This window comes from Psychrilyobacter atlanticus DSM 19335, assembly GCF_000426625.1.
GTDB classification, from domain to species: Bacteria; Fusobacteriota; Fusobacteriia; order Fusobacteriales; family Fusobacteriaceae; genus Psychrilyobacter; species Psychrilyobacter atlanticus.
Genome location: NZ_KE384547.1, coordinates 1,108,341 through 1,121,482, shown reverse-complemented (window position 1 = coordinate 1,121,482; position 13,142 = coordinate 1,108,341). Strand labels below are relative to the sequence as shown.

The window sequence follows — 13,142 nt, the reverse complement described above, 5'->3', positions numbered from 1 at the left end:
AGAAAGCAATGAGTAAAATATATATAACAGAAGATATTAAAAATCATAAAAAAGGAATAGAGATCTTAAAAAAGATAAAAAAATACAATCTTATTGAAGATGAAAAAACATTTATTACGATGATTCGTGATATGAAGTTAACCAATGAAGAGGAGAAGCAGTATATGCTTTTCACCACTAAAAAAGGACATTTTTTAAAAAACTATTATTTAGATGACAATTTATCTAAGATAAAGGAGGAGTTTTACCTTTCCTATGAAAACAACTGCCCCTTTAATTGTCTCTACTGTTACCTTAGAGATTATTTCAACCACAGTGCCTTTATTTTTTATGTAAATCTAGAAGATATGTTTGCTGAATTAGATAACTTTAATAAAAGCGGAACTATGATAAGTGCTGGAATTGTCAACGATACATTGGTCCACGACAACCTCACCAATGTTACTTCTGATCTTATAGGATATTTTAAAGATAGACCAAGATTAATCTTAGAATTAAGAACTAAGAGTCACAATATAAAAAATTTATTAGAAATAACTCCACATAAAAATATCCTTATATCATTTACATTCAGCCCCCAAGAAGTAATAGACAGATATGAATTGGGAGCATCATCTCTAAAAGAACGTATTACAGCTGCTAAAAAACTCCAAGAACACGGTTATTCTATCGGACTTCGATTAGATCCTATGATAGATATAGAGGAGAGTAGCACAGCCTATAGAAATATGGTTGAGGAAATATTTTCTGTTCTTGATCTAACTAAGATAAGAGATATAGGAATTGGTACTATCAGATATAAAAAAGGATTACGTCAAAAAGTATTAGCAGAAAGAAATACAGACCTGTTTTTCAATGAATTTATTGTTGGAATCGATGGAAAAGAGAGATACTTCAAAAAAATACGTATAGATATGTATAAAAATATAGTAAATTCAATAAACAAATATGGAAAATTTGATATTTATCTTGGAATGGAACCGCAATATATTTGGGATGAAGTTTTTAAAAGGGAGGTTAGATGAACTATTTAATCATCGGTGATTCCACAACAGAGTTAGTTTATAAAGATCTAATCACTAAGTTGACAACAGAAACACCAAATATTCTACAAAAAACTTTTGATGCCGGCTTAAAGGAGGAGGAGTTATTTTTTCAGTCTATATCTATCAACTCTATGTTTGGTGGAAAAGAACTATTAATTCTTAAAAGAGCAGAAAAAATAGATAAAATTTGGAATTTTTTTAAGGCTATGAATAATTTTAATATATTGAATAAAGATATTATTATTATATATAACTCCTCTTTAAATGAATTCGGCAAGGAAGTAAAACCTTTCCCTAAAAAAGCAAGAAAGGAAGTCGAAGGGAACTTCAAATTAATGGAAGTGTCGGATAAAGATGGAAACACTACACTTAACTATATAATGAATACCCTCAATGTGGACAAACCCACAGCACTAAAATTTAAAGATATGGTAGGAGGAGATCTGTCTGTTCTCCGTCAAGAGATGCAAAAAATAAATAATTTTTTAGAGGGAGATACTTTCACATTTGAAAAAGTTTTAAATATTTTGACGGTATCCAAAGAATACAATACTTTTGATATGGTTAAAGAGGTTTTACAGGGAAATAAGGAAAACACAATCTTACATCTAAAAAAATCCAAAGAACATATCTTCTTTTTAAATATATTAACAGGAGAATTATTAAATCTATTGAAATTAAGAGTTCTTTTTGAGGAAGGGACTATAAAATCAACTAGAAATTATAATACCTTTAAAGTTGCATTTGAGAAGAATAAAAACTTATTTAAAAATAAAAGGGGATTTAGTCATCCCTACGTTATTTTTTTAAAGCTTCCCCTTATAGAGAGGTTTGATAGCGTTGTACTTCAAAAATATTTGAACAAAGTTTTGGATATAGAAGCTAAATTTAAATCTGGAAATGGTGAATTAGAGATAATGTTAGAGACCTTTATATTGGAGATATAGAAACCCTCTCTTGCCTCTTGGCACTCTCTCCCCGAATAAGAGGGTAAAAAACTATAAAAAGAAAAACCAAACAGGAGACAAATCATGAATAAACCAAAAATAAATTATCAAGTAATCCTAGAAAAAAAGATAAAAGAGATAGAAAAATTAGATTATATCCCGACATTATTACTGCATTCATGTTGTGCACCATGTGGTTCATATGTATTGGAGTATCTAGCAAATTATTTTAAGATTACAGTATACTACTATAATCCGAATATAACCTTTGATGATGAATATCAAAAAAGATATGTTGAGCAGCAGGAATTTATAGAAGTTATAAATAAAACAGCTAAGAATAAGATAGAGTTTTTAGGTGGTGAATATGATACCAAAGAATTTTACAATAAGATAAAGGGCTTAGAGGATGTCAGAGAGGGTGGTGAGCGTTGTTTTGAATGTTTCGACCTGAGACTTACCCAGACAGCAAAGATGGCGAAAGAATTAAACTATGACTACTTTACAACAGCTCTATCTATCAGCCCATTAAAAAATGGTCAAAAGATAAATGAAATCGGAATAGAATTAGAAGAAAGATTGGGTATTAAATTTTTAAGAGCTGATTTCAAAAAAAAGAATGGATATAAAAGATCTATAGAACTATCCCGTGATCATAATCTTTATCGTCAAGATTATTGCGGATGTGTGTATTCGAAATTAGAGAGGGAAGAAGCTGAAAAGCAACGTGACGTTGCATCTAATTAATTTAAATATTAAGTAAGGCATAAAACTTTTAGGTTTTATGCCTTTTTTTATTATCTAAAAAATCATTCTATAATTTAAAAATCTTGAGATAAAATTAATGAAATAAATAAAAGATTATAAAAATCTAAATTGCGCTTGTCTGGATGCAACGTCACGTTGCTTTTTTATAAATTTATGTAAGCTAGCCTTAAAAAGGTGCAACATAGGGCAGAAAAGTTGTGATAAATAAAAAATAGAGGTAAAATCATCATAGGCGTTGAGGAGGAAATTTATGGTATCTAAATTAAAAGAAATACTGAAAAACTTAGGATTAGAAGAAATTAAAGTAACAAGAGATAAAGTTCCTTTCACTGAAAATATAGGAATTATATTTAAAGAGGAAGAGCACCTTATTCCTCTTATAGATATTTTAGAAAAAAGCACGAAAACTGAAAGTCTTTATCTCAAAAGTAAAAAAGGAAAAATCCTTATAAAATATTCTGAAGTAATTTTAATTGAAAAAGTAGATAAAAAAACATATTTTTATACAGATAAAGGTGAGGGTTATACACATAAAACATTAGAATATTATGAGAGGGAGCTATACATAAGAAAATTTATCAGGATAAACAAATCACAGATTGTAAATTTCAATAAAATAGTGAGGATAGTACCACTTATGAATAGAAAGCTTTTATTAGAACTTGATGATGAAAGTGCTTTAGAAGTTAGCAGAGGATATAGAAGGAATTTTGATAAGATGTTTTAAGGAGGAAGAATATGGAAACAAAGTTTGATATAATAAAGGAATTTTTAATAGATTGTTATTCAACTCTCAAGGAGGTCTGTTTTTTTTATGTAATATTTATAATTTTAGGAGATAATAAAATTGGAATAGATATTTTAAAGACATTTATTATAGTTATGATAGTTCAGCGTGCCTATGATTATATCCCATTCAAAAGATATAAAAATTATTTAATCAGAGTTGCGGCGAGATGTCTTATAGAGATTCCATTAATTGGAGTTTTAGTAGCAATATTTTTTAATATTAGAGAAATACCTGTCTTAACCTATATAATGAAAAGAGTTGTTATAATCTATATTATAATGCTGGTAATAAATTACTTAACATATAAAAATTATCAGAAGAGTTTAAAATCTAGAGGAGAAAATCGTGGATGCTAAGCGTAGAGAAATATTGAGAGAGATAGTTCCTGCAATAATATTTATGATGATATATAAATATATTTCATTTTCATGGGCAATTTTAAGTAGTTTTGGAATTGGGTTAACAATATACATTCAAGAATATATTAAACTTAGAAAGCTAAAGCCTTTTAGTTATTTAGGTATATTTTTTTTAGTGACTCAAACAATAATGAGTTTTGTTTTTAAAAATCCTAAAGTATACTATGTATATCCATTGATCTCCAATTTGATGTATGCACTTATATTCGGAGTGTCGCTAATAATAAAAAAAGATGTTGTTTCTTATTTGGCTAAAGACCTATGTGAAAGGAAGGAGGACTTTTATATTCTTAAACCAGCATTTAGAAGAGTTACGATGCTGTGGTTTATATTCTACACCTTTAAGGTTGTTATAAAAGGATTTGGATTAATAAGCTGGTCATTTGAGACTTTGTACTATGTAAACTTCATCCTTGGAATGCCAACAACTCTCTACCTTATCTGGTATAGTTTTGATTACCCTGAAAAATATTATAAAAAAGTTGAAAATAAATTAAATTGAGTTAAAAAGTGAACCTCTTCTAAAACAATCCTAAATCTTTGAGGATATTCACTTTTATAATTTTTTAGATAATAAAAAAGGAGTTGAAAATTCAACTCCTTTTTAGTCTCTGTTATTACAGGTAATTATAAAGCGTTAACTGCAGCAGATAATCTAGCTTTCTTTCTTGATACAGTGTTCTTCTTGAAAACACCTTTAGTAACTGCTTTATCTAACTCTTTGTAAGTTACAGATAATGCTGCTTTCGCTGCTTCTGCATCTTTAGCTTCGATAGCTGTTAATAATTTCTTTACCATAGTTTTAGTTCTAGATTTTACAGCTTGATTTCTCACTCTGTTTCTTTCTGCCGTTCTTATTCTTTTTCTACCTGATTTAGTATGTGCCAAATTAATTCCTCCTAAGAATTTAAAAATTTAATATTTAAAATAATATTTTACCTCGCAATGATATCATACATCACAAGAAACGTCAAGATACTTCTTAACTAATGAGGTTAATTTGGTAAGTAAATAACAAGATTAGAGACCAATATTGTACAATAGACCGAGGATATTATACCATATTTTTAATTACTTTAACAATAATTTTTTTAAGATGAAATAATTAAAGAAAAAAAAGAATTATTTTTTTAATATATACTTTATATAAATTTTTTATATGTCCTTTAATCCCTTGATATCATTAAATTTAATTATTTTTTATTAATAAATAACTAAAAAAATATAAAAAAACTGAAAAAGAACATGTTTAAAAATCGTTTTTTTCCTTGACTAAAAAAAAAAAAGGAGTATAATGAGATTTGCCGAAAAAAAAAGAGGAACAAAAATTAAAAAAAATATTAAAATTTTAGGAGGTTGTGTATTATGGTTTACATTTTATTGATAGTATCTTTTGCTATCTTAATCAAAGGAGCAGATGTTTTTATAGAAGGGTCTTCAGTTGTCGCCAAAGCGTTTAAAATACCAGAATTAATCATTGGGATAGTTATTGTAGGATTTGGAACATCACTCCCTGAGTTTGCAGTTAATATGGCTGCCATTGTTAATAACTCTAACGAGATGGCAGTTGGAAATATAGTAGGATCAAATGTATTTAATATTTTATTCATAGTAGGAGCGATTGCTATATTCAAACCTATGATAATAGATGATAAATTAGCCACATTTGACTTTCCATTAGCGATAGTTGCTGCAACACTATTGCCGTTTTTAGCCTTTGATGGAACACTTTTAGGATTTGATCATAATCTTAGCAGAATTGATGGTATAATATTAATATTGATATTTGCTTATTTTGTTAAGGAAACGATTGGAAAATCATTGGTAGATCAAAAATATAAAGAGAAAAAAATGATGATTTACGAGATTGCAGAAGGAACTTTTAAGTTAAATAAATTTCTACGTGGTAAGAGTGAGAAGAAACCATCTGTAAAACATCTTTCTAAAGACATAGCAATGATCGTAGTCGGTCTTATCGCTGTGGTAAAAGGTGGAGATATGGTTATCGAATACGCATCTGAGATTGCTACTACCTTTGGGATGAGTAAACATTTAGTTGGACTTACTATTGTAGGAGTAGGAACATCACTTCCTGAATTTGTGGTATGTATCATGGCAGCTAGAAAGGGTCAGCAGGGGATTGTAATTGGAAATATAGTTGGATCTAATACTTTTAACATCTTATTTACCCTAGGGGCATCTATGGCTATAAAGCCAATCGTGGTAGACCCAGCTATGATTACAGATGCTATGAATGTGGGGATGGCTACAATCTTGGTCGGAGCCTTTGCTATATTAAATAAAAAAATAGGTAGATTAACGGGAATTATATTGGTCGTAGTGTACATAGGTTATATGTATAGTGTAATTAAAGGTGCATAGTAAATTTATAGGAGGAATCTAATTTATGATGAGTTTAAAAAATATGTTTAAAAAAAATAAAGAAATATTAGTATGTTCACCACTTAAAGGTGAAGTTATAGGTCTAAATGAAGTGCCAGACAACGTTTTTACAAGTAATATTATCGGTGATGGATGTGCTATCATACCTGAACCTGGAGATATTTACGCTCCAATATCTTCTAAGGTGGAGATATTTAAGACTAATCACCTTTTAATTTTTGAACCTAAAAAAGGGGTTTATATTGTTATCCATTTCGGTGTAGGAACATCTCTTTTAGAAGGAAAAGGATTTAAAAGAATCGTAGAGCTATCTCCTAAAAAGATGGTAGAAGTAGGAGACAAATTAGTAAGCTATGATTTAGATTATCTAAAAGAAAATGCCAAGTCTATAATCACACCAATAATTGTAAGTGATGATAATGTAGATCATATAGAACTACTAGTAAATGCTGGAGAAAAAGTAGAAGCAGGAGCTCCACTTATGAAGGTAACCCTTAAATAAAGTTTAAAAAAAAAGAGTGAATATTCACTCTTTTTTTAATTATCTAAAACTTATAAATTAATTACAAAAATTTAAATTACTCCTCATTGGATAGAACGTCACGTTCATTTTTAGAATAAGCTCCTCTGGTCTGTGTCACTCAACCCTTCTATTGCACCTAATTCTTTTAATTTCTCAATTATTGTAGCAGAAGCTTTGGTTCTCCTCTTGAGATCTTCATAGGACGAAAACGTTCTTCCCGTACGTTCACTCAACATATTTTCAACTACTGCTGCTCCTAATCCATTTACAGCGAGAAGAGGTAATCTGATCTTGTCGCCTTCAATTTTAAATTTGAAACCATCAGATTTGTATACATCCACACCTAAAAATTCTACTTTACGAGCATTCATTTCCAGAATAATCTCAGACAATGCCATCTGCCCTTTCTGTCTTACATCCATTCGTGGTTCATTGTTTAATTCTTTTATCTTACTTTTTATTCCGTCTAAAGTAAGCATAAAGTCCGAATCAAAATCATCAGCTTTTCTACTTAGATATGCAGTATAGAAGGCTTGAGGATAATGAACTTTAAAATATGCAATTCTTACAGACATCATAACATAAGCTACTGCATGTCCCTTAGGGAACATATACTTTATCCTCTTACATGATTCTATATACCAAGAAGGAACTTTTCTCCCCTTCATGACATTTGAATATTCCTCCCAAGTATCAGGTTCTTTACTAGGTCTTCCCTTTCTGACAAATTCCATAATCTTAAAGGCTAATCCTTTTTCAATCCCTGAATCGATAAGAAAGTTCATAATATCGTCTCTTACTGAAATAATCTCTGATAAGGTAGCTTCTCCCTGACGAACAAAATCTTGGGCATTATTCAGCCAAACATCTGTTCCATGGGACAGTCCTGATATACGGCAAAGTTCTGAAAAGGTTGTTGGTTTAGTATCAACCAACATCTGCCTTACAAACCCAGTTCCGAATTCTGGTACCCCATAGGTCCCTACTACCGAACCAATTTCATCTGGAGTAACTCCTAGTGATTCAGTAGTGGAAAAAAGTTTAAGAGTTTCCGGATCAGTTAATGGTATATCATAAACATTAACTCCTGTTAAATCTTGTAATAATTTAATGGTTGTGGGATCATCATGTCCTAATATATCTAGTTTTACAAGTTGTTCATCCATTACATGATAATCATAATGGGTAGTTATAGATGTTGATTTTTGATCATTTGCAGGTCTTTGTACAGGAGTAAAATCATAGATAGATTTTCCCTCCGGAACAATTATCATTCCACCGGGATGCTGTCCCGTAGTCTTTTTGACCCCTTCACATTTCTTGGCCAATCTTTCCATTTCGGCCCCTCTCATGGGTTTACTATTTTCTTCAGAAAATTTTCGTACATACCCATATGCATTTCTTTCTGCCAAAGTAGAGATAGTTCCGGCTTTAAACACGTTTTCTTTTCCAAATAAAACCTCACAATATTTATGGATAGTTCCTTGATATTCTCCTGAGAAATTAAGATCTATATCTGGAACCTTATCTCCATTAAATCCCATAAATACTTCAAATGGTATAGAATGACCGTCACGAGTCATTTCTGAATCGCATTCAGGACATTTTTTATGAGGCAGGTCTACCCCGCTTCCCTCTTTATCCATAAATTCTGAATATTGACATTCAGGACATACATAGTGAGGATAAAGAGCATTTACTTCGGTGATATCCATCATAAACGCGACCAGTGAAGATCCTACTGATCCTCTTGATCCTACTAGATACCCATTATCTAGAGATTCCTTTACTAATTTTTGAGCTGACAGGTATAGTACTGCAAAGCCGTTTCCAATGATAGCTTTTAATTCCCTTTTAATCCTAGCATCAATATGCTTAGGAAGTGGATTACCATATATTTTATAAGCTTTATTGTAGGTCATGTCACTTACTTCTTCCTCTGCATTATCCATCTTAGGAGGATAAAAACCATCTGGGATAGGTTGAACCTTTTCAATCATCTCATTGATCTTATGGGTATTATCTATAACCACATCATTAGCTACTTTTTCTCCTAAATATGAAAATTCATCAATCATCTCATCAGTAGTTCTGAAGTAGAGTTGATTATCATATTGCCATGAATTAAATGCCATTCCACTACCATATCTGAGTACACTACGAGTAAGATGCTCATCTGGATTTAAATATTGGACATCTCCTGTAGCTACGACAATTTTACCCTGCTTTTCAGCTAATTCGACAAAATATTTATTCATTTCAATGATACTGTTATATGATTCCACTTCTTTTTTTTCTACTAATTCTGTATATGTACCTCTTGGATGGATCTCGAAATAATCATAATATTTAGCTAATTCTTCAATCTCAGATTTAGCTGTACCACGAAGGTAAGCTTTAGTCAATTCCCCTTCATTTCTAAAGGTACCACTACCACTACTGGCTAGTATTAAACCTTCACGTAGTTCAGTGAGGAGTGACTTAGGTATTCTAGGTTTTTTCTGACCATAGAAATCAATATGAGCTCTTGAAACTAATTCATATAAATTTCTCAACCCTTTTTGATTTTTAACCAATATCATAGTATTAAATGTATCCATAAGTTTTACATCAGTTTCGTAGACATTATCTATCTCACTTAATTTATAGGCTCCCTTTGTCAGCACCATATTCATCATTTTTACAAATATGTGCGCTGTAGCTTCAGCGTCATCTACAGCTCTATGGTGATTATCTAGTTCAACACCTAGATGTTTTGCCATAGCTTTCAAATTATGTCTTTTAAGCTCTTTTAGGATGTTTCTACCCCATAGGAGGGTATCTATCACAGCTGGATCGTAATTTTGATCCAATCTGGCTTTTAATTTTGTCTGAATAAAACCAATATCAAATTTTGCATTGTGAGCTACCATGGTGGCATCTTTTGAAAAATCTAGAAATTTAGGTAACACTTCCTCAATTTGAGGAGCATCTGCCACCATTTCATCAGTAATTCCAGTAAGTTTAACTATATTTTCCGGGATAGGTTTGTTGGGGTTAACAAAGGTAGAAAATCTATCTATAACCTTAGTTCCCTTCAACTTTACTGCTCCTATCTCTGTTACTTCATCATTGTGCGGATCAAATCCAGTCGTTTCTATATCAAAGACTATATATGTTTCATCTTCTATTACGTTATCTTTTGCGTTTTTTACCATCTTGACAGCATCATCTACTACATAAGCTTCACAACCCATAATTACCTTAAAGTCTTCCATTCCTTTAGCTGCATTAAAAGCAAATGGGTATGAATGAGTTACACCAAAATCAGTGATAGCAATAGCCTTGTGACCCCAAGAATGAGCGTGCTTAACTAAATTCTTTGCATCGATAAGCCCTGCCATATCACTCATCTTAGTATGAGCATGAAGTTCTATTCTCTTTATCTCTGCCTCATCTTTCCTAATAACAGTCTGAGATTCAATGGCATTTACATTGGTTGCAGCGAGGATATCTTCGTTATTGGTATACTGGTCATTTTCCTTTTTCCCCTTGACCTTTACCCACATTCCAGCTTTAATATCTACTTTGTTTTCTATCTTTGTAAAGATCTTAATAGAGATTGAATCTTTATGATTGGTCATCCCAAATTTTACAATTCTCCATTTGTTTTTTATCTCGATTTGCTCAACCTTGAAAACCTCTCCCTCTAAGGTGCAGACTTCTCCAGGATAAATTTCATTGAATTCTAAAAAGTCATTGGTTGACCCCTTGATCATTCCACGTCCAAAGAGAATTTTCTTGCCCTCACTGCTCTCAATAACCTTAACTTTTTCCATATCTCTAGGTTCAGTTCTTTTAGGTTGTTCCATTACTTCTTTTGCGGGATTTCTTAATTGAATTTCCTTATTGGATCTTTCGATCTGTTCCTTGGTAATCTTAATAATTTCATCATCCATGTCTTTGACTTCCTTGGTGAAATCTCCTACAAGAAGTCTAATATCTAGATTATTTATTCCATATTTCCCCAATTTGGTATTTAATTTAATATCTACTTCAGCCTTTATAAGGTTTTCTAAAGATACCTGGTCTTTTAATTCTACATCTATATGTTGATCATGGATATAGATCCTATACAGATGTAAAAAAGATCTAGACGGAGCACTAGTCTTTTTTAATTCCTTAATAATTCTCTCTACAACTAACTTTATATCCATCTTGGTTAGGTTCGTAGCCTCAAATTCAACTCCTAAATCCAACTCTAGTTTATCTCCAAATTTTTTATTGATCTCTTTTTGGATAAGATCCAATTCATCTAAGTTGTGAGGATTCTTTACCACACATAACAACTCTATTTTTTTTAGTTTCTCATAGACAATTATTTCTTTTAACTCTATATTTTTTACTCCTACAGACTCAAAAAGATTCTTTTTCGGTCGTATTTTCACTATATTTCTAGGCATCTTTCCTCCCTACTTATCCTTAAACAATATTTCTATCTATTGTTTATGTTACACATAATAAACTTATTTTATTTTTTTTATCACCTTACTATTATATCATAGTCTCTAAATAAAATTTTGAAAAAATAACTGGCTTTCTCAGAATTTAATCTCTTTTAAAAAATATCATTTTTTAACCTTTATAAGGATCTTTAAAATTTTAAAAGGTTGACTTATTTTAACTTATATGATATTATACTTTATCACTCATATTTTTGAATGGTCCTAAGAAGTTAGAAGTGAAATAAAAGTAGTACCGGAAAACTGTAGATGACGAGATCTATGACCGCGGTAACAAAGAGGAGAAAAAAATGAAAAAAATAGTTTATATGTTGAAAGTCTCAACTGTGTTTTCAACTATGATAAGTGTATCTTTAGTTTTAGCTAGATAGACTCAATCAGAATAAAACAAAATGTTTAATGATAGACATTTTGTTAATATAGTATTTTAAAAGCCAACTAAATTATTAGTTGGCTTTTTTACTTTAAATTTTGTTTAGGAAGAAAAGTAGAATATAATGTAGGGGATATTTAAATAAAGTATGGAGGGTTTATACAATGACTATAAAAAAAATTGATAGAAATTCTATGAATGAAATTAAAAAATTATATAGAGAAGAAGGGTGGATACTATACCTCAACGATGATAAGAAACTGACTACTGCTCTTGAAAATAGTCAAATTATAGGTGGATATAACGATACTGAATTAATAGGGTTTTTAAGGTATTTAACTGATTTTGAGCATATTTTATTTATCCAGGATCTAATTGTCACTAAGGAATGGAGAAGAGATGGTATTGGAGAAAAACTTATCAATAATTTATTGGATAAACATTCAGATATAAGATCTATCATATTAATAACGGATATAAGTGATAAAGTAAGCAATAGTTTTTATAAAAAAATAGGATTTGATAAATTAGAGAACAAGGGTATGGTTTCTTATATAAAATAAAACCTCCAATGGAATCATACATCAAGTTCTCAAAAAAATTATAGAATAAAAAAAAGCCAATTTCGCAAAATTGGCTTTTTTTCTTCTATCTTTATCAACATAACTCCCTCCACAAAGCTTATATATTCCCTCTCTTAAAAAGGAAAAATATAAATTTGGACGAATATTGAAAAAATATTCTTTAACTTTTTAAAAGTTTTTCAACTTCATTTAAAATATCTATTGATAATGTTAATTTTTCCATCTCTTCTTTATTGCTATAATTTAGAATAGCTCTAAAACTTGTAGGATTTATCTCTATTGAATCTAATCTTGTTTGAATTTCATCACGGATCTTTGATAACTCGAATTTTTTTAAAGTACCGTGTTCGTTAGCCCAGCATAAAAACATTTTATCATCTTGATCTAAAAATGCTCTATTCATAACTCCGTTAGTATAGTTATAGAAAAAGTCCTCCATTACTACAACTTCTTTTTTTATTAAATGCATTATATTATCCCCCTAATATTAATATAACTAAGTTTACCTTCAAATCCTTAGATATGTCAACGTTTAAAAATAAAAAAATCACAAGCAAAATTAATTTAAAGAACTTAACTAGTCTCAAGTTTTAAGAAGTCAATTTTTTAAATAGAAAAAAATGAAATCTAAAATATTGCATTACTTCCTGTATCATCTAACTATTTTTAATATATTTTTCTCAAAATAGAGTCAGAACTATCTGCTGATTACCATTAAAAGTAATAACCCTTCCTTAACTTTATCATTTTATGTAGTATAATTAATAATAGGTAAAAAAATATTACA

Annotated in this window: 12 protein-coding genes; 9 read left to right on the top strand and 3 right to left on the bottom strand. The window is 30.2% G+C overall.

What is annotated here, in order from left to right; all coding sequences use genetic code 11:
- Nucleotides 1-8: 8 nt before the first annotated feature.
- The 6 genes from K337_RS0105730 to K337_RS0105705 all read left to right on the top strand — a co-directional run bounded on the left by K337_RS0105730 (nt 9) and on the right by K337_RS0105705 (nt 4,472).
- The gene (locus K337_RS0105730; RefSeq protein WP_028855765.1) at nt 9-1,025 is read left to right on the top strand and encodes an SPL family radical SAM protein; all 1,017 of its coding nucleotides are present in this window, start codon (nt 9-11) and stop codon (nt 1,023-1,025) included.
- Nucleotides 1,022-1,993: a DNA polymerase III subunit delta gene (locus tag K337_RS0105725; RefSeq protein ID WP_028855764.1), complete on the top strand. Its 972-nt coding sequence runs from the start codon at nt 1,022-1,024 to the stop codon at nt 1,991-1,993. Before K337_RS0105730 ends, K337_RS0105725 begins: the two co-directional genes overlap by 4 nt.
- Nucleotides 1,994-2,077: 84 nt before the next feature.
- Nucleotides 2,078-2,740, top strand: a complete 663-nt coding sequence (locus K337_RS0105720; RefSeq protein WP_028855763.1) for an epoxyqueuosine reductase QueH — start codon at nt 2,078-2,080, stop codon at nt 2,738-2,740.
- Between the two features lie 271 nt (nt 2,741-3,011).
- Nucleotides 3,012-3,488, top strand: a complete 477-nt coding sequence (locus K337_RS19090; protein ID WP_028855762.1) for a LytR/AlgR family response regulator transcription factor — start codon at nt 3,012-3,014, stop codon at nt 3,486-3,488.
- An 11-nt stretch (nt 3,489-3,499) separates the two neighbouring features.
- A complete protein-coding gene (locus tag K337_RS0105710; RefSeq protein ID WP_028855761.1) occupies nt 3,500-3,907 on the top strand; it encodes a hypothetical protein in 408 nt (135 codons plus the stop codon).
- Nucleotides 3,897-4,472, top strand: coding sequence for a DUF3159 domain-containing protein (locus K337_RS0105705; protein WP_028855760.1), 576 nt, complete (start codon nt 3,897-3,899; stop codon nt 4,470-4,472). Before K337_RS0105710 ends, K337_RS0105705 begins: the two co-directional genes overlap by 11 nt.
- Before the next feature lie 125 nt (nt 4,473-4,597).
- On the opposite strand, the gene rpsT is transcribed toward K337_RS0105705, so the two are convergent.
- Nucleotides 4,598-4,858, bottom strand: a complete 261-nt coding sequence (rpsT, locus tag K337_RS0105700; protein ID WP_028855759.1) for a 30S ribosomal protein S20 — start codon at nt 4,856-4,858, stop codon at nt 4,598-4,600.
- 477 nt (nt 4,859-5,335) lie between these two features.
- On the opposite strand from rpsT, the gene K337_RS0105690 reads away from it, so the two are divergent.
- Together K337_RS0105690 and K337_RS0105685 are read left to right on the top strand one after the other, a co-directional pair.
- Complete coding sequence (locus K337_RS0105690; protein WP_028855758.1) at nt 5,336-6,352, top strand: calcium/sodium antiporter; 1,017 nt, start codon at nt 5,336-5,338, stop codon at nt 6,350-6,352.
- A gap of 25 nt (nt 6,353-6,377) precedes the next feature.
- Nucleotides 6,378-6,875, top strand: a complete 498-nt coding sequence (locus tag K337_RS0105685) for a PTS sugar transporter subunit IIA (protein WP_084140796.1) — start codon at nt 6,378-6,380, stop codon at nt 6,873-6,875.
- Between the two features lie 110 nt (nt 6,876-6,985).
- Here the strand turns inward: K337_RS0105685 and K337_RS0105680 are convergent, their stop codons facing one another.
- A complete protein-coding gene (locus tag K337_RS0105680) occupies nt 6,986-11,338 on the bottom strand; it encodes a PolC-type DNA polymerase III (RefSeq protein WP_028855756.1) in 4,353 nt (1,450 codons plus the stop codon).
- Between the two features lie 597 nt (nt 11,339-11,935).
- Between K337_RS0105680 and K337_RS0105670 the strand changes: the two genes are divergently transcribed.
- Entirely contained in the window at nt 11,936-12,334 is a 399-nt protein-coding gene (locus K337_RS0105670; RefSeq protein WP_028855755.1) for a GNAT family N-acetyltransferase, read from the top strand.
- 181 nt (nt 12,335-12,515) lie between these two features.
- Here the strand turns inward: K337_RS0105670 and K337_RS0105665 are convergent, their stop codons facing one another.
- A complete protein-coding gene (locus tag K337_RS0105665) occupies nt 12,516-12,824 on the bottom strand; it encodes a hypothetical protein (RefSeq protein ID WP_028855754.1) in 309 nt (102 codons plus the stop codon).
- Nucleotides 12,825-13,142: the final 318 nt, after the last annotated feature.

Bases quoted from the DNA above. Each gene is read 5' to 3' on its own strand.
- K337_RS0105730 (WP_028855765.1), top strand. From the start codon at position 9: ATGAGTAAAATATATATAACAGAAGATATTAAAAATCATAAAAAAGGA.
- K337_RS0105725 (WP_028855764.1), top strand. From the start codon at position 1,022: ATGAACTATTTAATCATCGGTGATTCCACAACAGAGTTAGTTTATAAA.
- K337_RS0105720 (WP_028855763.1), top strand. From the start codon at position 2,078: ATGAATAAACCAAAAATAAATTATCAAGTAATCCTAGAAAAAAAGATA.
- K337_RS19090 (WP_028855762.1), top strand. From the start codon at position 3,012: ATGGTATCTAAATTAAAAGAAATACTGAAAAACTTAGGATTAGAAGAA.
- K337_RS0105710 (WP_028855761.1), top strand. From the start codon at position 3,500: ATGGAAACAAAGTTTGATATAATAAAGGAATTTTTAATAGATTGTTAT.
- K337_RS0105690 (WP_028855758.1), top strand. From the start codon at position 5,336: ATGGTTTACATTTTATTGATAGTATCTTTTGCTATCTTAATCAAAGGA.
- K337_RS0105685 (WP_084140796.1), top strand. From the start codon at position 6,378: ATGATGAGTTTAAAAAATATGTTTAAAAAAAATAAAGAAATATTAGTA.
- K337_RS0105680 (WP_028855756.1), bottom strand. From the start codon at position 11,338: ATGCCTAGAAATATAGTGAAAATACGACCGAAAAAGAATCTTTTTGAG.
- K337_RS0105670 (WP_028855755.1), top strand. From the start codon at position 11,936: ATGACTATAAAAAAAATTGATAGAAATTCTATGAATGAAATTAAAAAA.
- K337_RS0105665 (WP_028855754.1), bottom strand. From the start codon at position 12,824: ATGCATTTAATAAAAAAAGAAGTTGTAGTAATGGAGGACTTTTTCTAT.